This is a genomic window from Haloferax sulfurifontis ATCC BAA-897 (assembly GCF_000337835.1).
Taxonomy (GTDB): domain Archaea; phylum Halobacteriota; class Halobacteria; order Halobacteriales; family Haloferacaceae; genus Haloferax; species Haloferax denitrificans.
The window spans coordinates 15,437-42,223 of the sequence record NZ_AOLM01000003.1; the positions used below are offsets into that span (position 1 = coordinate 15,437).

27 protein-coding genes are annotated in these 26,787 nt (G+C 67.6%); 13 read left to right on the forward strand and 14 right to left on the reverse strand.

What is annotated here, in order from left to right:
* Position 1 precedes the first annotated feature (1 nt).
* The 3 genes from C441_RS00910 to C441_RS00920 all read right to left on the reverse strand — a co-directional run bounded on the left by C441_RS00910 (position 2) and on the right by C441_RS00920 (position 2,758).
* Positions 2 to 1,696, reverse strand: a complete 1,695-nt coding sequence (locus C441_RS00910) for a type II/IV secretion system ATPase subunit (RefSeq protein WP_049920353.1) — start codon at positions 1,694 to 1,696, stop codon at positions 2 to 4.
* Positions 1,697 to 1,797: 101 nt separating this feature from the next.
* Entirely contained in the window at positions 1,798 to 2,295 is a 498-nt protein-coding gene (locus C441_RS00915; protein WP_007273368.1) for a DUF7549 family protein, read from the reverse strand.
* Positions 2,296 to 2,392: 97 nt separating this feature from the next.
* Positions 2,393 to 2,758, reverse strand: a complete 366-nt coding sequence (locus tag C441_RS00920) for a cupin domain-containing protein (RefSeq protein ID WP_007273369.1) — start codon at positions 2,756 to 2,758, stop codon at positions 2,393 to 2,395.
* 209 nt (positions 2,759 to 2,967) lie between these two features.
* On the opposite strand from C441_RS00920, the gene C441_RS00925 reads away from it, so the two are divergent.
* Both C441_RS00925 and C441_RS00930 read left to right on the forward strand, forming a co-directional pair.
* A complete protein-coding gene (locus C441_RS00925) occupies positions 2,968 to 3,441 on the forward strand; it encodes a DUF5793 family protein (protein ID WP_004970981.1) in 474 nt (157 codons plus the stop codon).
* 121 nt (positions 3,442 to 3,562) lie between these two features.
* Positions 3,563 to 4,189, forward strand: coding sequence for a uracil-DNA glycosylase family protein (locus C441_RS00930; RefSeq protein WP_049920354.1), 627 nt, complete (start codon positions 3,563 to 3,565; stop codon positions 4,187 to 4,189).
* Between the two features lie 412 nt (positions 4,190 to 4,601).
* Here C441_RS00930 and C441_RS00935 read toward each other — a convergent pair whose 3' ends face one another.
* Entirely contained in the window at positions 4,602 to 5,276 is a 675-nt protein-coding gene (locus C441_RS00935; protein WP_007273371.1) for an MBL fold metallo-hydrolase, read from the reverse strand.
* A gap of 61 nt (positions 5,277 to 5,337) precedes the next feature.
* The gene (locus C441_RS00940) at positions 5,338 to 6,450 is read right to left on the reverse strand and encodes a J domain-containing protein (RefSeq protein WP_007273372.1); all 1,113 of its coding nucleotides are present in this window, start codon (positions 6,448 to 6,450) and stop codon (positions 5,338 to 5,340) included.
* A gap of 160 nt (positions 6,451 to 6,610) precedes the next feature.
* Here C441_RS00940 and C441_RS00945 point away from each other — a divergent pair, with 160 nt between their 5' ends.
* Together C441_RS00945 and C441_RS00950 are read left to right on the forward strand one after the other, a co-directional pair.
* The gene (locus C441_RS00945; RefSeq protein ID WP_007273373.1) at positions 6,611 to 7,609 is read left to right on the forward strand and encodes an MBL fold metallo-hydrolase; all 999 of its coding nucleotides are present in this window, start codon (positions 6,611 to 6,613) and stop codon (positions 7,607 to 7,609) included.
* Between the two features lie 26 nt (positions 7,610 to 7,635).
* Complete coding sequence (locus tag C441_RS00950; RefSeq protein ID WP_004970976.1) at positions 7,636 to 7,926, forward strand: DNA-directed RNA polymerase subunit L; 291 nt, start codon at positions 7,636 to 7,638, stop codon at positions 7,924 to 7,926.
* Between the two features lie 51 nt (positions 7,927 to 7,977).
* Here C441_RS00950 and C441_RS00955 read toward each other — a convergent pair whose 3' ends face one another.
* Together C441_RS00955 and hisF are read right to left on the reverse strand one after the other, a co-directional pair.
* On the reverse strand, positions 7,978 to 8,538 hold the full coding sequence (locus C441_RS00955; RefSeq protein ID WP_007273374.1) for a DUF1684 domain-containing protein: 561 nt from the start codon (positions 8,536 to 8,538) through the stop codon (positions 7,978 to 7,980).
* A 157-nt stretch (positions 8,539 to 8,695) separates the two neighbouring features.
* Complete coding sequence (hisF, locus tag C441_RS00960; RefSeq protein ID WP_007273375.1) at positions 8,696 to 9,508, reverse strand: imidazole glycerol phosphate synthase subunit HisF; 813 nt, start codon at positions 9,506 to 9,508, stop codon at positions 8,696 to 8,698.
* A gap of 176 nt (positions 9,509 to 9,684) precedes the next feature.
* On the opposite strand from hisF, the gene C441_RS19760 reads away from it, so the two are divergent.
* From C441_RS19760 to C441_RS00965, 3 genes are all read left to right on the forward strand, one after another.
* Entirely contained in the window at positions 9,685 to 9,840 is a 156-nt protein-coding gene (locus tag C441_RS19760) for a hypothetical protein (protein WP_007273376.1), read from the forward strand.
* A 119-nt stretch (positions 9,841 to 9,959) separates the two neighbouring features.
* A complete protein-coding gene (locus C441_RS19765; protein ID WP_007273377.1) occupies positions 9,960 to 10,127 on the forward strand; it encodes a DUF7550 family protein in 168 nt (55 codons plus the stop codon).
* A gap of 84 nt (positions 10,128 to 10,211) precedes the next feature.
* A complete protein-coding gene (locus C441_RS00965; RefSeq protein ID WP_007273378.1) occupies positions 10,212 to 11,183 on the forward strand; it encodes a quinone oxidoreductase family protein in 972 nt (323 codons plus the stop codon).
* A 45-nt stretch (positions 11,184 to 11,228) separates the two neighbouring features.
* On the opposite strand, the gene purL is transcribed toward C441_RS00965, so the two are convergent.
* Positions 11,229 to 13,337, reverse strand: a complete 2,109-nt coding sequence (gene purL / locus C441_RS00970) for a phosphoribosylformylglycinamidine synthase subunit PurL (protein ID WP_007273379.1) — start codon at positions 13,335 to 13,337, stop codon at positions 11,229 to 11,231.
* A gap of 97 nt (positions 13,338 to 13,434) precedes the next feature.
* Positions 13,435 to 13,869 carry a CBS domain-containing protein gene (locus C441_RS00975; protein WP_049920355.1) on the reverse strand — a complete coding sequence of 145 codons (435 nt, stop codon included), beginning with the start codon at positions 13,867 to 13,869 and terminating at the stop codon, positions 13,435 to 13,437.
* 304 nt (positions 13,870 to 14,173) lie between these two features.
* On the opposite strand from C441_RS00975, the gene C441_RS00980 reads away from it, so the two are divergent.
* Positions 14,174 to 14,857: a PHP domain-containing protein gene (locus tag C441_RS00980; protein ID WP_007273381.1), complete on the forward strand. Its 684-nt coding sequence runs from the start codon at positions 14,174 to 14,176 to the stop codon at positions 14,855 to 14,857.
* Positions 14,857 to 15,948 (forward strand): asparagine synthase-related protein, encoded by a 1,092-nt coding sequence (locus C441_RS00985; RefSeq protein ID WP_007273382.1) that lies wholly within the window; start codon positions 14,857 to 14,859, stop codon positions 15,946 to 15,948. Before C441_RS00980 ends, C441_RS00985 begins: the two co-directional genes overlap by 1 nt.
* A 38-nt stretch (positions 15,949 to 15,986) precedes the next feature.
* On the opposite strand, the gene C441_RS00990 is transcribed toward C441_RS00985, so the two are convergent.
* Both C441_RS00990 and C441_RS00995 read right to left on the reverse strand, forming a co-directional pair.
* Entirely contained in the window at positions 15,987 to 16,469 is a 483-nt protein-coding gene (locus C441_RS00990; protein ID WP_007273383.1) for an NUDIX hydrolase, read from the reverse strand.
* Positions 16,470 to 16,600: 131 nt separating this feature from the next.
* Positions 16,601 to 17,557 (reverse strand): transcription initiation factor IIB, encoded by a 957-nt coding sequence (locus tag C441_RS00995; protein ID WP_004970965.1) that lies wholly within the window; start codon positions 17,555 to 17,557, stop codon positions 16,601 to 16,603.
* A 263-nt stretch (positions 17,558 to 17,820) separates the two neighbouring features.
* On the opposite strand from C441_RS00995, the gene gatC reads away from it, so the two are divergent.
* Positions 17,821 to 18,099: an Asp-tRNA(Asn)/Glu-tRNA(Gln) amidotransferase subunit GatC gene (gene gatC, locus C441_RS01000; protein WP_004977559.1), complete on the forward strand. Its 279-nt coding sequence runs from the start codon at positions 17,821 to 17,823 to the stop codon at positions 18,097 to 18,099.
* Positions 18,100 to 19,371: an Asp-tRNA(Asn)/Glu-tRNA(Gln) amidotransferase subunit GatA gene (gene gatA, locus C441_RS01005; protein WP_007273384.1), complete on the forward strand. Its 1,272-nt coding sequence runs from the start codon at positions 18,100 to 18,102 to the stop codon at positions 19,369 to 19,371.
* Between the two features lie 78 nt (positions 19,372 to 19,449).
* Here gatA and C441_RS01010 read toward each other — a convergent pair whose 3' ends face one another.
* Both C441_RS01010 and C441_RS01015 read right to left on the reverse strand, forming a co-directional pair.
* A complete protein-coding gene (locus C441_RS01010) occupies positions 19,450 to 20,109 on the reverse strand; it encodes a potassium channel family protein (protein WP_007273385.1) in 660 nt (219 codons plus the stop codon).
* 89 nt (positions 20,110 to 20,198) lie between these two features.
* Entirely contained in the window at positions 20,199 to 21,584 is a 1,386-nt protein-coding gene (locus C441_RS01015) for an APC family permease (RefSeq protein WP_049920369.1), read from the reverse strand.
* 274 nt (positions 21,585 to 21,858) lie between these two features.
* Here C441_RS01015 and C441_RS01020 point away from each other — a divergent pair, with 274 nt between their 5' ends.
* Entirely contained in the window at positions 21,859 to 22,539 is a 681-nt protein-coding gene (locus tag C441_RS01020; RefSeq protein ID WP_004970962.1) for a potassium channel family protein, read from the forward strand.
* Positions 22,539 to 24,200, forward strand: a complete 1,662-nt coding sequence (locus tag C441_RS01025) for a TrkH family potassium uptake protein (protein ID WP_007273387.1) — start codon at positions 22,539 to 22,541, stop codon at positions 24,198 to 24,200. Before C441_RS01020 ends, C441_RS01025 begins: the two co-directional genes overlap by 1 nt.
* 967 nt (positions 24,201 to 25,167) lie before the next feature.
* On the opposite strand, the gene C441_RS01030 is transcribed toward C441_RS01025, so the two are convergent.
* Complete coding sequence (locus C441_RS01030) at positions 25,168 to 26,772, reverse strand: TrkH family potassium uptake protein (RefSeq protein ID WP_049920357.1); 1,605 nt, start codon at positions 26,770 to 26,772, stop codon at positions 25,168 to 25,170.
* Positions 26,773 to 26,787: the final 15 nt, after the last annotated feature.

Genomic DNA, 26,787 nt, shown 5'->3' on the forward strand with positions numbered 1-26,787 from the left:
CTCAGGCCTCCGGGCCGGCGTCGACGATGTCCTCGTCGGCCTCGACGCGCCGCATCACGTCGTCGGCGTCCGCGTAGTACTCGTTGATGAGCGCGGTGAAACGCCGGTAGTCGGAGACGCCCTTGTCGAGGAGGTACCGGAGGAACGTCTCGCGTCGCCGGAGCTCGCGCCGGAGCTCGGTCCGCGACCAGCCGTTCTCGCGCTGGATTTCGGTGAGAAGCGAGCTGTCGTTCTGGCTGAACGTGTCGGTCTCGGGCTCCCACGCGAACGCAGACGAGTAGTCGAGTTCGCCGGTCCGCTGGTCGATGTCGCCGATTTCGCCGATAGTCTGCGAGCGGCGGACGCGCTCGCCGTCGTGTCGGGTGAGCGTCTGGACGCACAGCAGGTCGAGCGACTGCACCATCGCGCGCGGGACGTTGATGGGCTCGTTTTCGAGGCGGTTGATGACCGTCTCGACGCTGTCGGCGTGCATCGTCGAGAACGTCGTGTGGCCGGTGTTCATCGCCTGAAACAGCGTCACGGCCTCGTCGCCGCGCACCTCGCCGACGATGATGTACTCGGGGCGGTGCCGGAGCGCGGACCGAAGCAGGTCGTACATCGAGATGTCGGTCCCCTCGTGGAGCCGCTCGCGGGTGACGGACGACAGCCAGTTGTCGTGGTAGAGCGCGAGTTCGCGGGTGTCCTCGATGGAAAGCACCTTCGACCGCGGCGGGACGAACATCGACACCGCGTTCATCGAGGTGGTCTTGCCCGAGGCCGTCCCGCCCGCGAAGATGAGGCTCTTGTTGTGTTCGATACAGAGCCACAGGTAGGCCATCTGCTCGATGGAGAACGTGCCGTAGCGCACGAGGTCGATGGGCGTGAACGGCTCTTCGGCGTAGAGGCGGATGGTGAACGCCGACCCCCGCGGCGTGACCTCCTCGCCGAGTGCTAGCTCTGCGCGCGCGCCGTTCGGAAGCGTCGTCCCGAGGACGGGGTCGCCGACGCTGATGTGCTGACCCGAGCGCTGGGCGAGTCGGATGACGTAGTTGTCGAGCTCCTCGGCCTCGAACGAGACGTTGGTGGCGATGTCGGTGTACTCGTCGTGGTAGACGAAAAGCGGCAGGTCGTAGCCGTCACACGAGATGTCCTCGATGTGCGGGTCCTTCATCAGCGGGTCCAGCGGTCCGTAGCCGTGGAAGTCGCGCCGGAGGTAGTACAGAAGCGTGTAGAAGGTGTTCATGTCGAGTTCCAGCCCGTACTGTTCGAGAATCGACTGGAGCTCCTCGACGAGCGCCGTCTCGGTCCGCGGGTCCGCCTCGCGGCGGTACAAAAGCGGGTCGCGGACGTCGGTGCGGACGCGTTCGAGTAGCGCCGCTTCGAACTCGTCGAGGTCGGGCTCGACGGTGTGGTACTGGTGGGCGGTCGCGTCCGTGTCGTAGGTGACGACGACGTAGGCGAACGGGGCGTTCACCCAGTAGCGGTCGACCTCCTCGTGGCCCTCGGGAATCTCGTAGGTCCCGAGCGGCGTGTCGTCGGGCGAAAGCGGGTGCACGTCGAGGTCCGATCCCCGCAACATCTCCGCGGTCCGGCGCAGGAGCCGCCGAGCCTCGGCGGTCGCGGCGTCGAACTCCCCGCCGGCGAGGAGTCTCAACACCCCTCTGTCGGCCGGCGAGTCGCGTATCGCCTTCGTCTCAGTGGTCGTATCTCGTGGCATCGTCACCCGGTCAGTTGGTCGGGAGGTATGGCGGGTCAGTACTTAAAAGGTCCGCGCGGGAGACTGTCACTCGGTGTGAACGACCGGCTCGCGGCTTCGGCTCAGGTGCGGTCGACGGTCAGGAGGACGCCGGCGAGGACGAGCGAGATGACGACGCCGAGGGGGAGCGGAATCCCCGGAAGCCCGCGCGTCACGAGGAGGTACGTCGCCGCGGCGAGGACGACGCCGACGACGCCGAGGAGGCCGCCGAGGACCCGAACGGGGTCGACCGGCCCGGCTTCGACCCGCTCGTCGCGCAGGTAGTAGACGAGGGAGAACAGCACCGCGAGCGCGAGGACGGCCGCGCCGACGACCCACGCCTGATACGCGACGGCGACGGTCTGTCCCGACTGGAGCGACAGCGCGGAAAGCGGGCTTCTGATTGCGACGCGGCTGGACAGCCCCCACGCGAACTGAATCTCTGCGAAGGGGAACCGGACGAAAAGCAGGCTCACACCCGAGACGTTCGGCGTGTACGTGACGTTCCACGGGAGGAGCGCGCAGAGCCACGTCGAGACGACCGCCAGCGCACCCGCGTGTTCGGAGCGAACCCAGACCATAGGACAATCGCACGGTCTGACAGGTAAAAACTACCGACGGCGCGGGCACGTCGGCGGGGCGGCGCGGTCGCAGGCGGTCCCCGGTCCGGTCGACTCCTCAGGAGAGTCGTTCGGGGTCGTGAGTCAGGTCGCTCTCCGCGGCGTCGCCGGTGTTGAGCGTCTCGGTCGGCTCGACGAGGAGCACCTCGGTCGGTTCGAGTGCCACGGGCCGGTGTTCGACGCCGCGGGGGACCACGAGGAGGTCGCCCGGCCCGAGGTCCGCGTCGTCGCGGTCGCGGAACTCGATTCGGAGCCGCCCGTCGCAAACGAGAAACAGCTCGTCTGTCTCGTCGTGGGCGTGCCAGACGAACTCGCCGTCGAGCTTCGCGACCTTCACCGCGTAGTCGTTCAGCTCCGCGGCGATTCTCGGGGCCCACGTCTCGTCGAACGACGCGAAGCTCTCGTCGAGGTTGACGGGTTCCATACGCGGTTCGCTCGCGGCGGCGACCGATAACGGTTGTGACCGACGCGGTGGCGGTCGTTCGCTCGACGCGTCCTGACTCCGGCGGCGGCAGGAACCGGCGAGAGCGGCGTTTTCGCGTCGAATCGGCCCATTCGGTCGGTTTCGACCCCGGAACCACGGTTCGGGTGGCGTCACGTTAATAGGCCGCGCAGTCCAACGAAGGGTACGGAATGCGGCGTGACTACTTCGAACTCGATGTCCGCGACGTCGACTGGTACGAGGACGACGGCGACCCCCGCCAACCCACCGTATCTATCGACTTCTACGGCCCGGCCGAGGAGCTCCGGTCTCGGTTCCTCTCGACCAGCGGCGACGTGCTCGCCGCGGAGGAACTGGACGTCTCCTTTCGGTTGCAAGACTCCGTCGACGCCGACGACGCCCGCGGCGTCGTGAGCGTGACGGACCGACTCACCGGCGACTACGTCCTCGAACTCAACGCTCGGGCGGAGGACGTCCTCGACTTCATCCGCGCGGCCCGCGAGTACGGGCGCGCCGCGGGCGACGACGAGGGGCGCTACCGCGTCGACGTGGCCATCGAGGGCGACCACTTCGAGACCTTCGAGAAATCGACGTTCCTCGTCTACGACGGCGACGGGAGGCTCCTGCGGAGCCAGAGCCTCATCCCGTCGGGCGTCGAACTCTGAGGGCGCTCACCGAGTCGACGGCGCGGACGACGTTCTCTCTCGATGCGTTCCTCACGCTCGTTCGTGTACGACATCGGGTCGAACCACGTCTTCTTTACTCCCCGCTCCCACAGAGAGTACCGTGAGAAACGTAACCGACCGCACGAGAAACCCGTTCGACATGCGACCGTCGTGTGACCGGTACGTCCCCGGCTACGGCGACGCCAACGCCGACTTCCACGTCATCGGCGACCACCCCGGCGTCCACGGAGGCGTCGAGACCGGCATCCCCTTTTCGGGGGAGGCGGGCGAGCGGCTGTTCCCGGCGCTCGAAGACGGCGAGTTGCTGGCCGAGACGGGCGACGAACCGACGGTGAACCGCACGTTCCTCTCGTACCTGCACATGTGCGTGCCGGACGGGACGCCGTCGGCGGCCGACTACACCGACATGGAGCGGTTTTTCGACGCGGAGCTCCGCGCTATCGCCGCCCACGTCCTCCTGCCGGTCGGCGCGGTGGCGACGAAGCACGTCCTGAACAACTACACGTCCGTCGGCTGGAAGACCGACGTGGACATGGAGACGCTCCACGGGAAAGAACTCCGCGGGAGCGGCTTCCTCGTGTTGCCCATCAAGGACCCCGCCGAGTGGGACGACGGCGACCACGACGAACTCGTCGCCGGCCTGCTGGAGCTCCAGTCGACCGACTTCCGCCGCGAATCCGACCTCGGCCGCTTCATGCCCGGCGCGGACCCGTATCTGGTCAGATAACCTGTTTTCGGCCGTATTCGACCCTCGTCCGCCGATTCGATAGATTCTTCACGATTCTACCGTTCGTTCGTCCAGTAACAACCATGAAGGTTACTGAATGTCCAGTTGAATCGGCTAAATGGCTCACATAAGAGCATATTTATCCAGTCGTTCTGGAGGCCGTGGTTCTAATTGGCGATAACAAAGGACTTTTTACAACTAGTGTCCAACGTGGTGTTGACGCGCGTGGTTCGATTCACTTCCGCCGGGCGCGTCAGGCAGCTGTGAGACTGGTGCTCCTCACAGTGGCTTGGTCAGTCCGGGGACCTGCGCTCGGCCGCGGTCCCCGCTCTTAACTCAGACGCGAGCGACAGCTCGGTGTCTCGCCGTCACGTAACCGCGTCCTCACGCTCCGAGAGCGTCTTCTCTCCGCTCAGAGCTTGTCCGCGAGTCGCTTGAGCGCGCCGTATCCGTACTTCGTGACCGGCTCGCCGTGGCCCACCGCGACCACGTCGACCGGCGGACAGCGCGCCGCGAACTCGCGGACGCTCCGCCTGTTTTCCGCGGCGTCGGTCGCGATGAATCCCGGCAGTAGCCCGAGACGCCCGTTCGACTCGCGGACCATGTCGCCGACGAACGCGACGCCGTGGCCCTCGTGGACGAACGCGGTGTGACCGGGGGTGTGTCCCGGCGTCCGGTACGCGACGAAGCCGCCGAGTTCGTCGCCGTCGCGGACGACCTCCACGGGGTTCGTCGGCCGCTCGACGAACGACGCGAGCGCGCGCTGTGCGAGGCCTTTCAGCGAGCGGGGCGACGGCTTCGACGCGCCGGTCAGGTGCGAGGCGTCGGGTTCGGCGAGATGAATCGGCACGTCGTCGCGGAGGCTGAGCGAGGCGAGCGTCCCGACGTGGTCGAGGTCGAAGTGCGTCACGAGCACCCGGTCGATAGCGCCGGGGTCGAGGTCGGAGCGGGCGAGGCCCCGGAGCAGTCGGTCGCGGTCCCACGGCGTCCCGGCGTCGACGAGCACCGTCTCCGAGCCGTCGGAGACGAGGTACGCGTTCACGCCGCGGAGTCGGAACCGCCGGACCGAGTCGGTCGGGATGGGCATACCGACCTGTCGGGCGCGGACGACAAAAATCGTGGGCGAGGACGACCCGCGCGCCGCGAAGTTAGCGTGAGGCGAAGAGATACCACCCGGCGTCGACGACGAAGCCGCCGGCCCCGAGGAGCGGGCAGACGACGAAGCCGAGGAGGTCGACCGCGACGGGGCGTCCGACGCCGACCGCGCCGGCCGCCACGAGCGCCAGCGGGACGGCCGCCGCGAGCGCGTAGCCCCACGTCGTCCACGCGTGGCCGAACCGGGCGATGACCGCGGCGAGCGAGACGGCGAGAAGCGCCGCCGCGACCGGGAAGACGAACGTCGTCGGCGTCGTCGCCGCGGCGGCCTGCAGGGCCGCGAGCCTCGGCACCGAAAGCGGCGACGACGCGAGGAGTCCCGCGGCGGGCGCGGCCGTGTCGAGCGACGCGAGCGCGGCCGCGAACGCCGCGCCGTCGCCCGCGAGATGCCACGCGAAGCCGCCGAGATACGCCACCAGCGCGACGAGCGAGACGCCCCAGCCGTACCAAAGCGGGTTCGTCGCGCCCGACCGGGACGCGGTCGTAGTCGCCGACTCGGAGCCGTCGCGTCCGCGTTCGAACCGGCCGGTTGTCCCAGTCCGACCGGACTCCGAACTTCGGGTGCGGCCGCGCGACGACCCGCCCGCGGCCGACGACTGCGATGCGCCCGCGGTCCGCGACGACGAGGACGACCCGGAGGCGCGCGACCGACCCGACCGCGACGAACTCGATGCGGACGACGACCGCCGAGAGGACGACGACGACGCGCGCTGAGAGGACGACCGAGAAGACGAGGACGACGACGTTGTGGACGACGACGAAGCCGACCGCCCGGCCGACGACCGACCCGAAGCCGACCGACCGCCGGTGTCAGACTCGCCGCGTCCGCCGTTCTTGCCGGCTTTTCCGGGGTACTTGAACTTCGTCAGGCCGTCGAGGCGTTTCTCGACGTACGGGCCGTGACCCATCCGGTCGTAGTCGGCGCGCTCGGCGTCGTCGGTGAGGACTTCGTAGGCCTTCCGGACGACGGTGAACTGCGCTGTGGCTCGCTCGTCGTCGTTGACGTCGGGATGGTACTCCCGCGCGCGCCGACGAAAGGCCTGTTTTATCTCCGCCGTCTCGGCGTCGCGTTCGACCCCGAGGAGCTCGTAGAAGTCCACCGGCATTCGACGTGCGATTCGATGCGCGGCCGGCTTTTGAATGTGTCGGGCGTCGGGCCGGCGTGCGGGTCGCCGACTCGCCGCTGACCGACCGACGCTCGGCCGCCCCGAGGGACGCCGCCGCGGCAGTCGGAATAATCATGCACCTCGACGGCCAGGTGGTCGCATGGAACGAATACGGCTCGGGAACACCGTCTTCGAGGGGCGGAACAACGCCTACTTCCTCCCCGGCGACCGGCCGACGCTCGTCGACGCCGGCGTGGCGACCGACTCGGTCCGGCGGGACCTCCGCGAGGGACTCGCGGCGGCCGGCCACGAGGTCGCCGACCTCGAAGCCATCGTCCTCACCCACTGGCACGCCGACCACGCCGGGCTCGCGGCCGAACTACAGGCCGAAAGCGGCGCGCCGGTCTACGTCCACGCCGACGACGCGGGCATCGTCGCTGGCGACCCCGACGCGATTGCGGCCGAGCGCTCGATTCGCGAGCGCCGCTTCGACGAGTGGCGCATCCCCGGCGAACCGCGCGCCGAGGTGACCGACTACCTCGACGGCCACGACGACCTCCGAGGCGGGCGCGTCGACGTGACGCCCGTCGAGGACGGCGACCGCATCGCCGCCGGTGACGGCGAACTCGAAGTCGTCCACCTCCCCGGCCACGCCGCCGGACTGAGCGCCTTCGCGTTCGACGGCGAGCGCGGCGCGGGCCGCGAGGCGTACGTCGGCGACGTCATCCTCCCGAAGTACACCCCGAACGTCGGCGGCGCTGACCTGCGGGTCGACCGCCCGCTCGAAACCTATCTCGACAGCCTCGCGCGCCTCGCCGACCTCGACTTCGAGCGGGCGTGGCCCGGCCACCGCGACCCCATCTCCGACCCCGCCGGCCGGGCGCGCGTCATCGCCGAACACCACCGCGAGCGCACCGAGCGCGTCGTCTCCGTTCTCGACGAACACGGCCCCACGGACGCGTGGACCGTAAGCGCGCACCTGTTCGGCGACCTCTCGGGCATCCACATCCTCCACGGCCCCGGGGAGGCGTTCGCCCACCTCGACCACCTCGTCGCCGAGGGCGTCGTTTCGCCCCCGGACGGCGAGGGACGATACGAACTCCTCGACGCGGACCCCGATTTCGACGAGCTGGTCGCGGTTCCCGAGACGAAACGTTAAAACGCCGCTGGAGGGAACGGAGAGCCATGGAACTGCGGGTCATCGACAAGACCGACGAGGAACTCCGCATCGAAATCGGCGGCGAGGACCACACCTTCATGAACGTCCTGAAGGGCGAACTCCTCCAGACCGACACCGTCACGGCCGCGACCTACGACGTGAACCCCGAGCAGTCCGGCGGACAGACGGACCCCGTCCTCTCTATCAAGACGGAGCCCGGCGTCGACCCCCTCGACGCGCTCGCGGAGGCCGCCCGCGGCGTCCAGCGCACCGCCGACGACTTCACCGACGCCTACCGCGCCGGTATCGACGCGTAATCTGCGGGTTCTCTCTCGTTTCCGCTCGTCCCCGAGCGACGCGTCTCTCCGTTACGCGTCCGCGTCGCCCGGTCCCTCGTAGTCCTTCTCGCCGGCCTCGATGCGGACTTCGAGCCAGTTCTCCATCGGGACGAGCGGGCACTCGTAGCGCGGCGAGTAGGCGCAAAACGGGTTGTACGCGTAGTTGAAATCGACGACCCACCGCCCGTCGTCGCCCCGGTCCGCGGCTTCGAGGTCGAGGTAGCGGCCCGCTCCGTAGGTCTCCTCGGTGTTCGTCTCGTCGCGGAACGGCACCCACAGGCGATCCTCGTCGGCGTCGGCGCGGTAGGCGTCGAGCGCGTACGACTCGCCGTCGACCTCGAACCCGAAGCGCCCCCACGCGAGGTACTCGCGCTCGCCGTCGGTCGAGGTGCCGATGGTGATGCGCTCGGGGTCGTCGTACTCGCGGAGTTCGAGTTCGAATCGGAGGTCGGGGTCCGGCTCGAAGTAGTCGAGACCGTCGAAAAAGCTCCGTTGGTCCGGCGGAATCGGCGAGTTGCGGTCGGCGGCGAGATAGCGGTCCTTCTGTTCACGGTGCGTGCGGAGGGCGTCGAGCCACGCGTCGTCTGTCATCTCGGGTCGAGATACGACGCGGCGGCGGGTTAAGATTGGTTTCGACTGCGCGGGGGGCGCACGACCGGCCGAGGGGTCGGCGACGGGGCGCACGGGGATGGCGACGGGGCGCACAGGGACAAGAGAGGCAGAGCAGAACGGCTGTGAGGGCGCTGGTTTACAGTCGAACCGGCACGTCGCGCTCGTCGAGGTACTCCTTGACGTCCCGAATCGTGTACTCGTCGAAGTGGAAGATGGATGCGGCGAGACCGGCGTCCGCGCCGGCCTCGGTGAAAACCTCGTACATGTCCTCGGGGCCGCCACAGCCGGAGGAGGCGATGACGGGCGTCGAGACGCTGTCGCAGACGGCCTTCGTCAGCGGGATGTCGTAGCCGTCTTTCGTCCCGTCGGCGTCGATGGAGTTGATGAACAGCTCGCCCGCGCCGCGCGATTCGGCCTCGTTGGCCCACTCGACCACGTCGACGCCGGTGCCCTCGCGGCCGCCCTTGACGGTGCACTCGAACCAACAGGACTCGCCGTCGACCTCGGCGTAGTGCTCGCCCGCCTCGTCGTAGCGCCGGCGGGCGTCCACCGAGATGACGATACACTGGCTCCCGAAGGAGCGCGCGCCCTCCTCGATGAGGTCGGGGTTCTGGAGCGCCGCGGTGTTGATAGAGACCTTGTCCGCACCGGCGCGGAGCGTCTCTTTGATGTCGTCGCGGGTGCGGATACCGCCGCCGACCGTCAGCGGGATGAACACCTCGTCCGCGACCTTCGAGACGGTGTCGAGCATCGTCGCCCGCCCCTCGGCGGAGGCGGTGATGTCGAGGAAGACGAACTCGTCCGCGCCCGCCTCGTTGTATCGTTTGGCCATCTCGACGGGGTCGCCCGTGTACTTCAGGTCCTCGAAGTTGACGCCGGTGTAGACGGCCGGGTTCCCGTCCTCGTCGAGGTCGACGTCGATACAGGGGATGATTCGCTTCGTGAGCATTCGCTACCGAAACGTTGGCGAAAGAGCCGTTTCACCGTTTCGACTACGGCAGGCGGTGGCCGAAATCCGAACACCTCGGCGAGTCCCGGCGACGAGGACGCCGATTCGGCCCCTCGCCCAGCGGGTGGTTTGATGACTCGGCGGCGAAAAGTCCGACGCGAGTCCCAGTCCGACCGATGACGGATTCAGCCGAACTCCTCAGTCTGCTCGTCGTCGTCGAGTTCGCGGTGACGGCCGCGATAGTGGCGCTTTTGGTCCCGCTCGACGCCGCGATTCCGTTCCTCCCGCTCGCGATCGTGTTTCTGGTCGCGCTGTTCCTGTATCGGTCCTGAACCGCCGGGGCGACGCCCGCCCGCGAGACCGAGTGCCGCCGAGTCGGTCCCGCCGCCCGCGGAGGATGTGCGGACGACGGTTAGGTGGGTTTTTGTACCGCGAACCCGTCGCCTCGCGTATGAGCGACGACCACGACCACGGACACGACGAGCACCACGAAGGCGAACAGGAAGGGCGCGTCACCTCCCCGATGCAGGAGTTCTCGATGAGTCAGGTCACGACCGGACTCCTCGTCTTCGTCGTCGGCCTCGTCGTCACGTTCGGCATCCCGCTGGCGCTGGCGTAGGGCGCACGACACTCCCGGAACCGGCAACTCGTACGAACTTCCGCGTTCTCTTTCCTTTTCAGGCCGCCGCGGCTACGACCCTGCGTGAAATCTATCGTCGTCACCGAGTACGGGAGTTCCGACAGCCTCGAACTGTGTGAGACGGAGACGCCGGAGCCGGCCCCGGGCGAGGTCCGCATCGCCGTCGAGGCCGCCGGCATCAACTTCGCCGACATCATGCAACGCCGGGGAACCTACCGAGACGGCCCGGAGCCGCCGTACACGCCGGGGATGGAGGCCGCGGGAACCATCGACGCGGTGGGTGAGGGCGTCGACCGCGAGGTCGGCGAGCGCGTCGTCGCCATGACCGGCGGCGGGGCGTACGCCGAGTCCGTCACCACGCCGGCCCCGACGCTGTTCGACGTGCCCGAGTCGATGTCGTTCGCCGAGGCCGCCGGCTTCCCCGTCCAGTTCCTCACCGCCTACAACTGCCTCCACGGGTGGGGCGACCTCGAAGACGACGACCGCGTGCTGATTCAGGCGGCCGCCGGCGGCGTCGGCACCGCGGCGGTCCAACTCGCCGCCCACGCCGGCGTCGAGACGTTCGGCACGGCCAGCACCGAGGAGAAACTCGACCTCGCGGCCGACCTCGGTCTCGACCACGGCATCCAGTACACAGAAGGGGACTTCCGCGAGGTCGTCGCCGACGAGACCGACGGCGCGGGCGTCGACCTCGTTCTCGACGGCGTCGGCGGCGAGACGTTCGAGCGCAGTCTGGACGCCCTCGCCGACTTCGGCCGACTCGTCACCTACGGCGCGGCCTCCGGCGACGCGGCCGCGGCGGACCCGACGCGCCTGCTGTTCGAGAACAAGTCCGTCATCGGCTTCCACCTCGGAAGCGCCATGCAACAGCGCCCCGAGTCGATTCTCGGCGCGGTGCCGGAGCTGTCCGAACTGCTCGCCGCGGGCGAACTCGACGTGGTCGTCGGCGAGACGTTCGACCTCGAAGACGCCGCGGCGGCCCACGAGTACATCGAAGCCAGAAAGAGTCGCGGGAAAGTCGTCCTCGAACCGTAGCGGAGGGGGTTCGACGCGGTGCGACGCGGACGGGTTTTTTGCAGTTCAGTCGAGTTCGCGGGCGAGCACGTCGCGCAGGTCGGCGATGTCGGCCGCGCCGTAGGCGGCCTCGTCGCCGTCGACCGCGAGCGAGAGCGTCGCGTCGTCGGTCGTCGTTCCGAGTTCTACGACGGGCACGTCGCCCGCGAGGTCGCGCAGTGCGGCCTCGTCGGTCGTCTCGACGACGACGCGACCGGGCGTCTCCTCGAACAGCGAGACGTAGTCGGAGACGGACACGTCCGCGCCGACCTCGTCTGTGACCATCTCGGCCAGCGCGACCGCGAGGCCGCCGTGGCTCACGTCGTGGACGGCGACCGTGGACTCGTCGGCCGCGACGGCCCGAATCGTCTCGACCGCGGTCGCGGCGTCGGCGTCTTCAGGGAGCGCCGGGAAGGCGTCGGAGCCGCCGAGGTGTTCGAGGACCGTCGAGCCGCCGAGCGCGCCGCCGTCGAAGCCGACGAGGAACAGGTCTCCCTCGCCCGAAAGCGAGAGGCCGGGCGAGGAGCCGTCGGCCTTGCCGACCATCGCCAGCGTCGGCGTCGGCGGAATCGGGCCGGAGACGGAGTCGTTGTACAGCGAGACGTTGCCGCCGACGACCGGGACCGAGAGCGCCCGGCACATGTCGGCGAGGCCGTCGACGATGCCCTTGAAGCCGCCGTACACGTCGGGCTTCTCGGGGTTGCCGCCGTTGAGGCAGTCGACGGTCGCGAGGGGCGACGCGCCCTTCGCGGCGAGGTTAGTCGCGTTCTCGAAGGCGACGGCGCGCGCGCCGTCGTACGGTGCGGCGGTCGTCCAGTTGGGGTCCGCGCCGCCGGTGAACGCGAGTTTCGTGTCGGCCTCGGGCACGTCGAGGAGCGCCGCGTCGTCGCCGGGGCGGCGGGCGGTCCGCAGGCCGACCTCGTGGTCGTACTGGCGGTAGACCCAGCGCTTCGAGGCCGTGTTGGGGTCGGAGACGACCGCTTCGACCGCCTCGGCGAGGTCGAACGCGGGCAGGTCGCGCGTCGCCGACTCGGGTTCGACCGAGTCGAGGTCGTTCATCGGCGCGCCCTCCGCGAGGAACTCCGGGGGCACGTCGACGACGGGTTCGCCGTCGAAGGTACAGACGTAGTTGCCCTCGGCGACCTCGCCGATGACGGCGCTCCCGAGGTCGAAGCGCGCGGCGAGTTCCCGCACGCGCTCGACGTTCTCGGGGGTCACCTCGTAGCACATGCGCTCTTGGGACTCCGAGAGGAGAATCTCGAAGGCGTTCATGTTCGGCTCGCGCTGGTGGACCTTTTCGAGGTCGATTTCGGCGCCGAAGCCGCCCTTGGCGACGAGTTCGGAGGACGCGCCGCCGAGGCCGGCGGCCCCGAGGTCGCGGGCGGACTCGACGAGCTCCTCGTCGATGAGCGCCTCGTTGCACTCGATGAGCAGTTTCTCCGTGTAGGGGTCGCCGACCTGCACCGCGGGCCGGTCTTCGGTCTCGGCGTCCTCCGCGAGGTCCTCGCTGGCGAACGAGGCACCGCCGAGGCCGTCGCGGCCGGTCGAACTGCCGACGAGGACGAGCTTGTTACCCGATTTCTGCGCTTCGGCCGTGACGAGGCGGTCGGCCGAAAGCAGGCCGACGCAGGCGACGTTGACCAGTGGGTTGCCCTCGTAGTTCTCGTGGAACGAAGTCGAGCCGGTCACGGTCGGGACGCCGATGGCGTTGCCGTAGTCGGCGATGCCCTCGACGACGCCGTCGAGGAGGTACCGCGAGTGCTCGCGGTCGAAGTCGCCGAAGTAGAGGCAGTCGGCGAGCGCGATGGGGTACGCGCCCATCGAGAGGGTGTCGCGGACGATGCCGCCGACGCCCGTGGCCGCGCCGTCGTAGGGGTCGACGTAGGAGGGGTGGTTGTGGCTCTCGATACCGAGCGTGATGTAGGTGTCGTCGTCCAGAGCGACGACCGCCGCGTCGTCACCGGGGCCGATGACGACCTGGTCGCCCTCCGAGTCGAACGCCGACAGAAGCGGGCGAGACGACCGGTAGGCGCAGTGTTCGCTCCAGAGGTTCTCGAAGAGTATCTCCTCGGCCGGCGTCGGGTCTCGACCGAGCTCGGCGACGACGAGGTCGCGGTCCGCGTCGGAAAGCGTCATTCACTGGTATGGTCAGAACGCACATTGTAAACCCTTTCTATGTGCACGAATGTGCCCAAAATGTGGCCGGGGTCGCCGTCGCCGTCCGCGATCCGACTCACGCGGGCGTGTACGGCGGCGACTCGGCGCGGATAATCTCCGTCAGCTCGTGCATCTCGTCTTGGAGCAACACGAGTAGGTCGTCCATCGTGACGATGCCCGTGAGCTTGCCGCCGTCGGTTATCGGCGCGCGCCGGACGCCGTGTTCCCGCATCTGCCGGAACAGGTCGAAGACCCCCACGCCGGCGTCGACGGTGAACGGTTTCTCGGTCATCACGTCTCTCGCCGTCATCCCGCTCGTGTCGCCGCCGGCGGCGACGCAGTTGAGCGCGATGTCGCGGTCCGTCACGATGCCTCGGATGTCGTCACCGTCCGCGATGACGACTGAACCGACGTTTCGGTCCTCCATCAGCGTCGCCAGCTCTCGAATCGGCGTGTCTTCCCTCGCTGTCACCAGTTCGTCTTTCGGCCGTGCGATGTCTCGTACAGTCATCTCTCTCACCCGGTGGACCCACGCGGTGGGTACGCCACCGTGCGAACGGTTCGTCCCCCGCGATATTATTTCTGTATTCTTACACTTCGTCCAGTTTCGGCGGTCTGTCGGCACGCGCGGACTGTCTGCGGACGCTGACGGTCTCTCGGGTCGACCGCGTTCTCGCGCCGGTCGCGCGCTCACCGCAAGCGGCGAGGCGACGGAGTGTGCCGATTCGCCAGTCCGCCGACACCGTGCGTGAGGGACACACGCCAATCACACCGGGACCGGGGCGCTTTTTTAGCCTCCATCGTTAGGAGACGGTGTGTTATCGGTCGAGTTGCACTCGCATTCGTCTCTGTCCTACGACGGGCGGGACCCAATCGAGTACCTCCTCGAACAGGCGGTCGCGGTCGGCTTGGACGCCCTCGCCGTGACCGACCACGACGAGATAGACGCCAGCCTCGAAGCCGCGGAGCTCGCGGCCGACTACGGGCTGGTCGGCATCCCGGGGATGGAAGTCACCTGCGCCGCGGGCCACGTCCTCGCCTTGGGCGTCGAGGAACTGATTCCGGCTGGGCTGTCGTACGACGAGACGCTCGACCGCATCCGCGACGCGGGCGGCATCGCGGTCATCCCGCACCCGTTCCAGAAGTCGCGTCACGGCGTCGCCCCCCACATCACGAGCGCGCAACTCGCCAGCGCCGACGCCATCGAAATCTACAACTCGCGGCTCCTCACCGGCATCGCCAACCAGCGCGCCGAGCGGTTCGCCAAGCGCCGGAACCTCCCGATGACCGCCGGGAGCGACGCCCACATCGCGGAGATGGTCGGCCAGGCGGTCACCGAGGTCGGCACCGACACCCGAAGCGCCGACGCCATCCTCTCGGCGGTCGCCGACGGTCGGACCAGCGTCGTCGGCAACAAGACCCCGTGGCGCATCTCGTTCCGGCAGGCCGCCGGCGGCGCGACCCGGCGACTGAAACACGCCCTGACGGACCTGTTCTGATGCGCGGCGCGTCTCCCGACCTCGTCCGGCAGGCCCTCGCCGACCGCGACTCGCTCCCCGGCACCGCGGGCTTCGCGGGCGAACTCGACGGCCGACTCGTCCGCGACGTGCTCGGTCGCCAGCCGCTTTTCTCCGACCGCGCCGACCCCGCGACGTGGTCGTTCGACCACCGCGACCTCGACGACCCGGTCGCCGTCCCCGCGGGCCACGCCCGCGAGACGGCCGGTGAAGCCGCCGGCGACGACGAACGCGTCTGGTCGCTTCCCGACCCGCCGGCCGCGACCGACCGCGACGCCGCGCTCGACCGCGTCCGCGACGCCGTGCTCGACTCGGTCCGGTCGGTCAGCGACGACGGCCTCGCCGTGGCCTTCTCCGGCGGCGTCGACTCCGCGGTCGTCGCGTCGGGCGTCCCCGACGCCCCCTGTTACGTCGCCGGCTTCGAGGGCTCCCACGACGTCGCCGCCGCCCGCGAGGCCGCCGCCGCGATGGACCGCGACCTCGCCGTGGTCGAACTCACCCACGAGGCGCTCGAACGCGCCGTGCCGGAAATCGTCGCCGCGCTCGGGCGGACGAACCCGATGGACGTGCAAATCGTCCTGCCGCTGTACCTGCTCGCCGAGCGAGTCGCCGCAGACGGCCACGACCGCCTCGCGGTCGGGCAGGGCGCTGACGAACTGTTCGGCGGCTACGCGAAGGTCCAGAAAGCGCCCGACGACCCCCGCGTCGAGGCCGAGACGGTCCGCGGGGCCGCCCGCGAGATGATTCTCACGCTCCCCGACCAGCTCGAACGCGACCTGCTCGTGCTCCGCGCCGCCGGGGTCGAACCCGTCGCGCCGCTCCTCCGCGACCGCGTGGTCGAGGCGGCGCTCCCGCTCCCCGGCGCGTTACTCGTCGACGGCGACCGGCGGAAGGTCGCACTCAGGGAGGCCGCCAGCGGCGTGCTCCCCGAATCGGTCGCCGAGGCGGACAAGAAGGCGGTCCAGTACGGGACCTACGCCTCGCGCGAACTCGACCGACTCGCGCGGCAGGCGGGGTTCAAACGACGGATGGAGAACCACGTCGAGCGGTACGTCGAATCGCTCGTCGAGTAGGCCGGTTCCGCGCGGTTTCGGGCGTCAGTCCGTTCGGCTCAGTTCTCCGTTTCGTCGTCGCGCACGACCTCGATTGCCTCCAGCGCGAACTGCACCGTGTCGGGGTCGAGGTCGCTCTCGCGGAGGTCGGACTCGTCGTACCACGCCCAGACCTCGGGGTCGGCCTCGCCCGCCGCGGGGTCGATGTCGCGGGAGTCCACGCGGGCGTAGAAGACGTGGTCGATGTGCTGGTGGCCGACCGAGCCGTCGCCGTGGACGTTGATGTCGTAGAGCATCTGCTGGCGAGGCTGTGGGAGCGTTTGGCCGGCGGGCGCGGGGACGGAGTCGGTGTCGTCGACGAGTTCCGGGTCGAGACCCGTCTCCTCGCGGACCTCGCGGAGGCCGGCCTCGTGAGGGAGTTCGTCGCGGTCGACGTGACCGCCCGGCGGGATGCGGATGCCGAGGCGCTCGTGTCTGTGGAGCGCCACCGCGCCGTCGTTGACGATGTACACGGTCGAGGTGAAATGTCGGGTCGTCTCCATGGCTGTGGCTCCGGAGCGAGCGCCATGGCTGTTGCGGAACGAGGCGGGACAGGGCGAGACGGAGCGGAGTGGAACGAAACGAGGCGAGGCGAGCCGAGACGCGACGGCGCGAAACGAACGGACCGACCGGGTTAGGGCAGTTGGACCTGCTCTTCGGCTTCGAGCAGTTCGTGGTAGCGGTTGCGGATGGTGACCTCGGAGATGTTGGCGACCTCGGAGACCTCGTTTTGGGTCACCTTCTCGTTGGTGAGAAGCGAGGCCGCGTAGACGGCGGCGGCGGCGAGGCCGACCGGCGACTTGCCGGAGTGAACGCCCTGTTCTTTGGCGTTCTTCAAGAGCTGTCGGGCGCGCCGCTCGGACTCGTCGGAGAGACCGAGATCGCTGGCGAACCGCGGGACGTACTGCTCGGGGTCGGCGGGCTTGATTTCGAGCTTCAGCTCGCGGACGACGTACCGATAGGTGCGGGCGATTTCGTCCTTCTCGACGCGCGAGACGCTCGTAATCTCGTCGAGCGAGCGCGGGGTGTCGGCCATGCGGGCGGCGGCGTACAGCGCCGACGTGGCGACGCCCTCGATGGAGCGACCGGGAAGCAGGTCGTCGTCGAGCGCGCGGCGATAGATGACCGAGGCGGTCTCGCGGACGTTGTCCGGGAGGCCGAGCGCCGACGCCATGCGGTCGATTTCGCCGAGCGCCTGCTTGAGGTTGCGCTCTTTCGAGTCGCGGGTGCGGAACCGCTCGTTCCACGTGCGAAGCCGTTGCATCTTCTCGCGCTGGCGGGACGACAGCGAGCGACCGTAGGCGTCTTTGTTCTGCCAGCCGATGTTGGTCGACAGCCCCTTGTCGTGCATCATGTTCGTCGTGGGCGCGCCGACGCGGGACTTCTGGTCCTTCTCCGAGGAGTTGAACGCGCGCCACTCGGGGCCGTGGTCGATTTCGTTTTCCTCCACGACGAGGCCGCAGTCGTCACAGACCGTCTCGCCGTGTTCGGTGTCGGAGACGAGGCTCTCCGAGCCGCACTCGGGACACGAGGGCGTCTGCTCCCGCTCGGTGTCGGTCTGTTCGGTATCGTTCGTATTCTCTTTGCGCACGCGCGCGTTGCCGGTCGTGAAACGTCGGACACTGTCTGTCATTTGTGTGCGAGAGAAGCAACTGGGAACGGTCGTTCTCCGTCTATTCGTATCGGCCCTCGTTACTTATATCTGACGGCGGTAGAAGGACGGAATAACGGCGGGTTCGCACGGTCGGACCCGGCCGCCTCGCCGGTGGTCTCGACCGGCCGGGGTCGCGCCGGGGACCGGACGAAACGACCCACACCGAAACCCTTACTCCCGGTCTCCGTTTCCTCCGATACATGAGCGATACGCCCGTCGACGCCGACGAGGTTCGACACGTCGCCGAGTTGGCGCGGGTCGACCTCGACGAGGACGAGGTCGAGGAGTTCGCGGCGCAGTTCGCGGACATCCTCGGCTACTTCGACGCCCTCGACGAGGTCCCCGAAGTCGACCGCGAGGACGAACTGGTGAACGTGATGCGCCCCGACGAGGTCCGCGAGGGCCTCACCCAAGAGGAGGCGCTCTCGAACGCCGCAGAGACCGAAGACGGCTTCTTCAAGGGTCCGCGGGTGTCGTAGATGTCGCTGAACGCCTTCATCACGAAAGAGACGCTCGACGGCTCCGACGACGGCCCGCTTTCGGGCAAGACCGTCGCCGTCAAGGACAACATCTCCACGGAGGGACTGCGGACGACCTGCGGCTCCGCGATGCTCGAAGACTACGTCCCGCCGTACGACGCGACCGTCGTCGAACTCCTGAAGGACGCCGGCGCGACCATCGTCGGCAAGGCCAACATGGACGAGTTCGGCATGGGCACGACGACCGAGACCTCGGCGTTCGGCCCGACGAAGAACCCCGTCGACGAGTCCCGCGTCCCCGGCGGCTCCTCCGGCGGCTCCGCGGCCGCCGTCGCCGCCGGCGAGGCCGACCTCGCGCTCGGCACCGACACGGGCGGCTCCATCCGCTGTCCCGCCGCGTTCTGCGGCGTCGTCGGCATCAAGCCGACTTACGGCCTCGTCTCGCGCTACGGCCTCGTCGCCTACGCGAACTCCCTCGAACAGATCGGCCCCATCGCCCCGACCGTCGAGGACGCCGCCGCGCTCCTCGACGTCATCGCCGGCCCCGACGACCGCGACGGCACGACCCGCGACGCCGGCGCCGACTCGAACTACGCCGCGGCCGCCGACGGCGACGTCGAAGGGCTCACCATCGGCGTCCCGACCGAGTTCGTCGAGGGCGCGGACGACGGCGTCGAAGCGGCGTTCTGGGACGCGCTCGACGAACTCGAAGCGCAGGGCGCGGAGTACCGCGAGGTCAGCATGCCCTCCGTCGAGAAGGCCGTCGCCGCCTACTACGTCATCGCCATGTCCGAGGCGTCGTCGAACCTCGCTCGCTTCGACGGCGTCCGCTACGGCAAGTCCGGCGGCTACGACGGCAACTGGAACGAGGCGTTCGCCCGCGCCCGCGAGGAGGGCTTCGGCTCCGAGGTCAAACGCCGCATCCTCCTCGGCACCTACGCCCTCTCCGCGGGCTACCACGACAAGTACTACGCGAAGGCCCAGGACGCCCGCGCGTGGGTCAAACAGGACTTCGACGAGGCGTTCGAGGACGTCGACGTCGTCGCCTCGCCGACGATGCCCGTCCCGCCGTTCGAACTCGGCGAGAGCCTCGACGACCCGCTCCAGATGTACCTCGCCGACGCCAACACCGTGCCGGTGAACCTCGCGAACCTCCCCGCCATCTCGGTTCCGGCGGGCGAGACCGACGGCCTCCCCGTCGGCCTCCAACTCATCGGCCCCAAGTTCGGCGAGGAGACCATCGTCCGCGCGGCGTCCGCGGTCGAGAACTAACGCGAGAACTCCTTTTCGCGGCACCGAGCGGCGACCGAGACGCTCGGTCCCGCGTCGTCGGTCGCCGTCAGGGTTCAACTAGCCCCGAAACAGGTTCATCACTTCGTCGGCCACGTCCGACTCGACGCCGAGGACGTAGCGGTGGCCGGCTTCGAGGACGGTGTCGGGGCCGCCGATTCGGTTCCCCTGATAGTCGACGATGATGAGGCACCCCTGTGGGAGTCGAACTTCGTCGAGTCGCTTGCCGGCGACGGGGGCGCGTTCGGCGACTTCGACCTCCACGATTTCGACGTTGCCGCCGACGTCTTCGATAGTCCGAACGCCGCCGTCGGCGATTTCGTTGGTCGCCGCCCGTGCGCCGAGTCGCTCGGGAAAGACGAGTCCGTCCACGAACTCCTCGTAGAGTTCGTCCGGCGTCCCGGTGATTCGCATGACGGTTCGGACGTCCGACATCCGCTGAGCGGCCAGACAGACGGCGAAGTTAGTGGACTCGTCGCCGGTGAGCGCGGCGACCACGTCGCTCCGCTCCGGTTGTGCCTGTCTGAGTATCTCCGGACGGGAGGCGTCTCCCTCGATGACGGTGGCGATGTACCTGTCGGCGACGTCCGGGATTCGGTCGGGGTCCGCTTCGACGATGACCACGTCGTGGCCGCGGTCGGAGAGGAGTTCGGCCGTCCGAAGGCCCAACTCCCCACCGCCGGCGACGACGACGCGCAAGTGTGTCTCTGGGTCGGGCATGCGTGTGAATTGGTGTCGGCGTGTAGTAGTCGTCTCGGTGCGGCGTCTCGGCGGCGAGGGGGTCTCGGACCCCGCTGTCGGTTCGTTGGTCAGTCGCTGGCCCCTTCCGTCGACTCAATCGGTTCCGGTTCCTGAATCTCGGTCGGTCCCGCCGGGCCGACGTCGCCGCGCCTCGACAGGAGGAGGTAGACGCCGCCGCCGACGACGAGCCAGCCGATTGCCAGCGCCCAGGTGAACGGGTCGATAAAGAGGCCCAAAAGCACGTTACAGACGATACCGAGAATCGGCGTAACGGGGTACAGCGGCACCTCGAAGGGTCGCTGTAGGTTCGGCTGTCGCCGTCGAAGCCGAATCAACGCGTAGTTGACGATGATAAAGCCCAGAAGCGAAAACAGGCTCGCCAGGTTCCCGACGATGCGGATTGGCACGACGAGGACGGCGACGAGCATCACCACGGCGGACGCGAGAATAGCGACGAGCGGCGTCCCGTACCGGTGGTGGAACCGACCGAGGCGGGCGGGCAACTGTCGCTCGCGTCCCATGGCGAACGCGACCCTCGACGAGCCGATGACGACCGCGTTGAGCGCCGAGACGGTCGAAAAGACCGCCCCGAAGGCGATGAGCGCCGCGCCCGTCCCGAGTATCGGGAACGTCGGCATGAAGCCCTCCGCCGCCTGCGCGATTGCCGTCTCGCCCGCGCCAGCCAGCCCGTCCGCGCCGAGCGTCCCGATAGCGACGAAGACGACGAACAGGTAGACGACCACGGTGACGGCGACGGACAGGAGGATAGCCCGCGGGATGTTAATCTGTGGGTTCTCGACCTCCTCGGTGACGGTGGCGATGAGGTCGTACCCCTGAAACGCGATGAACGTCAGCCCCATCGCGGGGAGGACCGACAGCGGTCCCTCGGTGAAAAGCGGGTCGAACTCCCCGGCGTCGGCGGCCGTGAGACCGAACGCGACGAACACGCCGAGAATGGCGATTTTGAGTAGCGTGATTGCCGTTTCACCCCGTCCCGAGGCCTCCGTCGAGAGGGCGTTGAGCGCCACGAGCGTCACGACGGCTCCGAGCGCGTACAGGACCGGTGGCCCCGGAAGGGCGTACCCGTAGATGTGGCCGAACTCGACGAAGTTCGACGCGAATCCGAGCGCGTACAGCGACCCCGCAATCATGTACGTGAACCACCGCGTCCACCCCATGACGAAGGCGACGGGCGCGGAAAACACCTCGCGGACGTACGCGTAGCCGCCGCCGTTTCGCGGGATCGCGGCCGCGAGTTCGGCGTACGAAAGCGCCGTGAAGGTCGTCACGCCGCCGTTGAGGGCGAACGCGACGATGGCCGCCGGACCGGAGATATCGACTGCGAGTCCCGTCAAGACGAAGATTCCCGCACCGACCATCGCACCGATTCCGACCATCGTCGCGTCGAGCAGACCGAGACTCACGGCCGGCTCGCGCCCGCCCGAGTGACTCACGGGCGGGCCCTCGTTTGGCCGTGAGACCGAGTGGTCGAAAATGGCATGTGCACACATATACCATATCCGTCGATAAATATCCGGTCCATCAAGCCGACCGAGACACCGTGAGCGCTCGCTCGGGGGTGGACAGATTCGCGGTTATTCCCAATTTTAACGACCGAACACGCGTTTAATCCGTACTCACTGCCCGTTTGTGCTGGAAATTCCATCCCGAACAACGAAACGACATGCCGATAGTTTTTCCACTGCCCGATACGCACGCCGGAACGTCATGTACATCATCGTCGTCGGCGCGGGCAACATCGGCACGCCGCTCATCGAAATCGCCACCGAGGGCGGCAACGAGGTCGTCGTCGTCGAGCGCGACGAGGCGAAAGCCGAGGCGGCCGCCGCGACGTTCGACTGCCTCGTCCTCAACGACGACGCCACGATCAAACAGACGCTCGACGAGGCCGGCGCGGACCGGGCGGACGCCATCATCACGACGACCGACAAGGACGCGACCAACATCATGGTCTGTCTGTTGGCGAAGGAGCTCAACATCCCCGACATCGTCTCGGTCGTCCACAACCCAGAGCACATGAGCCTCTACCGCCAAATCGGCGTCAACACGATGGAGAACCCCCAACGGCTCATCGCGGAGTACCTCTACCGGGCGGTCAAGCGGCCCTCCATCGTCGACTACATGCGCATCGGCGAGCACGCCGAGGTGTTCGAAATCCGCGTCGACGAGGACGCGCCCATAGCGGGGATGACGATTCAGGGGGCCGCACAGGAGAACCTCCTCGACGGGGACACACTCATCGTCGCCGTCGAGCGCGAGGGCGACGACGACCCCGTGACCCCCCGCGGGAACACCACTATCGGGTCGGGAGACCTCCTGACGGTCTACTCCGCGAAGGGTGCGACGCCCGATGTGACTGACGTGTTCGGCCACTACGAGGACCACTGATGCCCCGCCGCGGACGAACCGTCTCGGGGTGGCCCGCAGACCTCGCGGTCATCGGCCGCGACGTGGGGTCGCTTCTCGTCATGGAGGCCGCCCTGATGAGCGCCACGGTCCTCGTCGCGGTCGGCTTCCGCGAGTGGTACGCCGCGCTCGCGTTCCTCACCGCCGGCGGCGCGACGGCGTTCGTCGGACTGGGCGCGCGAAAGGCGTTCGCGAACGCCCCCGCGCCCCGGATGAAACACGGGATGATAATCGCCGCCGCGGGCTGGTTCGCCACCGCCGCGTTCGGGTCGCTTCCCTTCTTCCTCACGGCGCAGTTCGCCCCCCAGAGCGTCCTCACGGCGCTCGTCCCCGCCGGCGTCGACTACGCCCAGTCGAGTCTCGTCTACTTCCGCGACCCGCTCCACGCCCTGTTCGAGAGCATGAGCGGCTGGACCGGAAGCGGCCTGACGATGGGCATCCACGAGCCGTCGCTCCCGCGGACGATTCAGTGGTGGCGCTCGCTCATCCAGTGGGTCGGCGGCGTGGGCGTCATCGTCCTCACCGTCTCCATCCTCTCGCGGCCCGGGAGCGGGAGCTACGCCCTGTACCGCGGCGAGGCCAGAGAGGAGAAGATTCACCCGAGCGTCGTCTCGACGGTCCGAACGGTCTGGAAGATTTTCGTCGGCTACACGCTCCTGTCGGTGGCCGTCCTCTTCGTCGCCATCCGCGCCAGCGACTACGGGGCCGCGCTCCCGCTGTGGGAGGTCGCGTGGCAGGCGCTCAACCACGCGATGACGGGGCTTTCGACCGGCGGGTTCGCCGTCACTGACGGCTCTATCGGCACGTACGACTCGCCGCTCATCGAGACGGTGTTGCTCCCCGTCATGGCGCTGGGCGCAATCGCCTTCCCCGTCCACTACGCCATCCTGAAGAACCGCGATATCGACCGTCTCTGGGGCGACCTCCAGACGCGCTGGCTCCTCGTCATCTTCGCGGTCGGCGGGGTCGCGCTCGCCGTCCAGAACCTCGTCAGCCTCCCGGCGACCGCGGGTTCGGCGTTCGTCGAGACCGCCGACTACTTCGGACTCGCCGGCGTCGTGGGCGGACCGGAGTCGGACGCCGTCCGCGACGCCGCGTTCCACTGGGTGAGCGCGCTCACCTGCACCGGCTTTCAGGCCGCGCCGCTCGGCGAGTGGTCCGACGGCGGGAAGGTGCTCCTGTCGGGGGCGATGACCCTCGGCGGGGCCGCGGGGTCCACCGTCGGCGGCATCAAAATCATCCGCGGCTACACCATCTCCCGCGGCATCCGCTGGCAGTTCTCCCGCGTCTTCCTCCCCGAGAGCGCGGTCGTCAACATCGAGATGAACGGCCGCCGACTCTCGCGGACCGAGATGGACCGCGAGTTCTCCGAGGCGGCCATCGTCTCGATGCTCTGGCTGTTGCTTCTCGTCGGGTCGAGCGTCCTCCTCGTGAACCTCGCCGGGCCGGAGTTCACCTACGCCGACGCGCTGTTCGAAGTCGCGTCCGCACAGGGGAACGTCGGCATCTCGACGGGCATCACCGGCCCGTGGATGAACCCGTGGGCCGAGGCGATGTTCCTGTTTAACATGTGGGTCGGCCGCCTCGAAATCATCCCGGTGTTGGTGTTCGCCCGGTCGGCCATCTACGGGCTGAACCCCTGAGGGGAAACGAAAACCGGCGTTTGATTCTCCGGCTCTGTTGAAGTCCTCTGAGCCTGACAGAAAGTGCGTGCTGAATATCGAGGGTGTCTGTGTCACGTCACACAAATCGCGGACTCATCTCAAAGCACGCTAGTACCGGCAGAAGTATGGTTGATTCGCACCTGTTCAGGCAGAGAATTGTAGGTGACTGGGACGAGAACAAGCAATTCCCCTTGTCGTGTCTCTACCCACTCCTCCATAGAGTTCGAGTTCCAGCAACAGGGCGTCCATGCTCCGGATTCGAGGTGGTTCCACACGTCCACATCACCGTAATAACGACCGTCACTGCATCGATAAACTGTCCCCCCGCCTTCTGATTTAGTCATCTGTTTTCTTCATCTGCATCCATCTCCGGGTGGCCGAAGTACTGGTAACAGGCACTCTGCGAGGAGAATGTAATTCTTTGACACGGTGTCCGTCCTCGCACTCCCGATAACAGAGGTCGTACCCACTCTCTTCTCGTAGGTGGGACGATCTACATTCTCGTCACCATCGAGCCAGTCAGGTTTCTCTGTTACCATTATCTGAATCTGAGTAGTCGCTCTTACCTAATGGCGACTCGACTGTCACTTCGGTGTCTTCGACGAATTGATTCGAGGGAATGTCAATCGAACCCATAATCTCAATCAAATATGACTCTGTAAGGGAATAAGGCTTCCTTGATATCCAATAAAAACACAATTAAAAAGACAATTGTCTAATCTAGAGTGGCATTTAATAGGTTTTGTTTGTTCCAATCATTGAGTGCAGATTCACTGGGCGGACTCCAATATACCGTTGGTACTTCGGTGGTATCGGCAGTTCTCATTCCTAGCTTCTCGTGAGAACGTCATAACCTTTTTCTATTCTGACACATTCGCGCGCTCTCTTCAGCACGGACACCGAAACCTATCATCGTCTGAGGATTTCAACGGAGCCGTTCTCCGCGCTACCGCCGCCAGTACTCCGGCGTGAAGATGACTAACACGGGGAGAATCTCCAGTCGGCCCACCCACATGAGAACCACCATGTACAGCTTCGAGCCGTTGGAGAAGTCGAGGTAACTCCCCATCGGGCCGGCGACGCCGAAGCCCGGCCCGACGTTCCCGAGGGTCGCGGCGACGGCGCTCATGGTTTCGAGGATGCTCACGTCGAAGCCGATGCGCGCGGCGTCGAGGTGGAGCAGGCCGGTCGAGACGAAAAACAACACGAGATACAGGAGCGTGAAGGCGTAGATGCCGCGGATGGCGCGCTCGTCGACCGCGCGCCCCGCGAGCCTGACGGGGCGGACCGCCTCGGGGTGGGCCGTCGTGAACAGCTCCCGGCGGAGCGACTTCACGATGACGTACCAGCGGACGATTTTGACCGCGCCGCCGGTCGAGCCGCCGGAGCCGCCGATGAACATCGCAAACAGCAGGGCGTACTGCGCCGGCGCGCTCCACGCGTTGAAGTCGATGCTGGCGTATCCCGTCGTCGTGACGATAGAGACGACCTGAAACACCGACTGGCGAACCGCCGGCTCGACGTTGCCGATGATGGCCGTGCGGATGCCTTCGAGGTAGAGCTGGTCGTAGGTCTCGCCCGCGGGCGCGACGGACATGAGCCCGTCACCGAGGAACAGAATCCCCGCGAGAATGGCCGAGACGACGCCGATGACGCCGAGGTAGGACTTGAACTCGGTGTCGCGGAACAGCCGCTTCGGGTCGCCCGTGAGGACGTGCCAAAACAGCGCGAAGTTGGTCCCGGCGGCGACCATGAAGGGGATAATGACCCACTGCGCGGCCGCCGAAAAGGCCTCGATACTCCGGGCTTCCGGCGAGAACCCGCCGGTCGGCATCGTCGTCAGCCCGTGGGCGATGGCGTTGTACACGTCCATGTTCGGGGCGTTGCCGGTGACGTGCAGGCCGTAGAGGAGGACGATTTCGAGGACGGTGAGACCGAGGTACGCGCCCCAGAGCGCGCGGGCCGTCTCGGCGATGCGCGGGGTGAGCTTCTCGATGCCGGGGCCGGGCGCTTCGGCGTCCATCAGCTGTGCGCCGCCGACGGAGAGCTCGGGGAGGATGGCGACCGCGAGGACGACGATACCCATCCCGCCGAGCCACTGGGTGAGCTGTCGCCACATCATGATGCCGCGGGTGTGGGAGTTAAACGAGATGTCGCCGAGCACCGTCGCCCCGGTCGTGGTGAAGCCGCTCATCGTCTCGAACAGCGCGTTCACCGGGTTGCCGAGGGTCGATTCGGGGTGGACGGGCGCCGCGATGAAAGGGATGCCGTGGGCCTCGATGAGAAACGGTATCGCGCCGACGATAGTGACCGCTAACCACGTCACTGCGACCATCAAAAAGCCCTCGCGGGCACCGATGTCCGGCTCGTCGGCGAGCCGTTCGAGCCCCGTGCCGACGAGGACCGTGACGGCCATCGTGACGACGAACGGGAGTACTGACTCGCCGTAGTACAGCGCGACCACGAGCGGGAAGCAAAGCGGGACCGCGAGATACTTCAGGACGGTCCCCACGAGACGCAGGCTGGCTCTGTAATCGACCCGCAATTTCATCCGTGGACTAACGTA

Excerpts from the sequence above, each read along its gene's own strand:
- C441_RS00910 (WP_049920353.1), bottom strand. The coding sequence starts at position 1,696 with ATGCCACGAGATACGACCACTGAGACGAAGGCGATACGCGACTCGCCG.
- C441_RS00915 (WP_007273368.1), bottom strand. The coding sequence starts at position 2,295 with ATGGTCTGGGTTCGCTCCGAACACGCGGGTGCGCTGGCGGTCGTCTCG.
- C441_RS00920 (WP_007273369.1), bottom strand. The coding sequence starts at position 2,758 with ATGGAACCCGTCAACCTCGACGAGAGCTTCGCGTCGTTCGACGAGACG.
- C441_RS00925 (WP_004970981.1), top strand. The coding sequence starts at position 2,968 with ATGCGGCGTGACTACTTCGAACTCGATGTCCGCGACGTCGACTGGTAC.
- C441_RS00935 (WP_007273371.1), bottom strand. The coding sequence starts at position 5,276 with ATGCCCATCCCGACCGACTCGGTCCGGCGGTTCCGACTCCGCGGCGTG.
- C441_RS00940 (WP_007273372.1), bottom strand. The coding sequence starts at position 6,450 with ATGCCGGTGGACTTCTACGAGCTCCTCGGGGTCGAACGCGACGCCGAG.
- C441_RS00945 (WP_007273373.1), top strand. The coding sequence starts at position 6,611 with ATGGAACGAATACGGCTCGGGAACACCGTCTTCGAGGGGCGGAACAAC.
- C441_RS00950 (WP_004970976.1), top strand. The coding sequence starts at position 7,636 with ATGGAACTGCGGGTCATCGACAAGACCGACGAGGAACTCCGCATCGAA.
- C441_RS00955 (WP_007273374.1), bottom strand. The coding sequence starts at position 8,538 with ATGACAGACGACGCGTGGCTCGACGCCCTCCGCACGCACCGTGAACAG.
- hisF (WP_007273375.1), bottom strand. The coding sequence starts at position 9,508 with ATGCTCACGAAGCGAATCATCCCCTGTATCGACGTCGACCTCGACGAG.
- C441_RS19760 (WP_007273376.1), top strand. The coding sequence starts at position 9,685 with ATGACGGATTCAGCCGAACTCCTCAGTCTGCTCGTCGTCGTCGAGTTC.
- C441_RS19765 (WP_007273377.1), top strand. The coding sequence starts at position 9,960 with ATGAGCGACGACCACGACCACGGACACGACGAGCACCACGAAGGCGAA.
- purL (WP_007273379.1), bottom strand. The coding sequence starts at position 13,337 with ATGACGCTTTCCGACGCGGACCGCGACCTCGTCGTCGCCGAGCTCGGT.
- C441_RS00975 (WP_049920355.1), bottom strand. The coding sequence starts at position 13,869 with ATGACTGTACGAGACATCGCACGGCCGAAAGACGAACTGGTGACAGCG.
- C441_RS00985 (WP_007273382.1), top strand. The coding sequence starts at position 14,857 with ATGCGCGGCGCGTCTCCCGACCTCGTCCGGCAGGCCCTCGCCGACCGC.
- C441_RS00990 (WP_007273383.1), bottom strand. The coding sequence starts at position 16,469 with ATGGAGACGACCCGACATTTCACCTCGACCGTGTACATCGTCAACGAC.
- gatC (WP_004977559.1), top strand. The coding sequence starts at position 17,821 with ATGAGCGATACGCCCGTCGACGCCGACGAGGTTCGACACGTCGCCGAG.
- gatA (WP_007273384.1), top strand. The coding sequence starts at position 18,100 with ATGTCGCTGAACGCCTTCATCACGAAAGAGACGCTCGACGGCTCCGAC.
- C441_RS01010 (WP_007273385.1), bottom strand. The coding sequence starts at position 20,109 with ATGCCCGACCCAGAGACACACTTGCGCGTCGTCGTCGCCGGCGGTGGG.
- C441_RS01020 (WP_004970962.1), top strand. The coding sequence starts at position 21,859 with ATGTACATCATCGTCGTCGGCGCGGGCAACATCGGCACGCCGCTCATC.
- C441_RS01025 (WP_007273387.1), top strand. The coding sequence starts at position 22,539 with ATGCCCCGCCGCGGACGAACCGTCTCGGGGTGGCCCGCAGACCTCGCG.
- C441_RS01030 (WP_049920357.1), bottom strand. The coding sequence starts at position 26,772 with ATGAAATTGCGGGTCGATTACAGAGCCAGCCTGCGTCTCGTGGGGACC.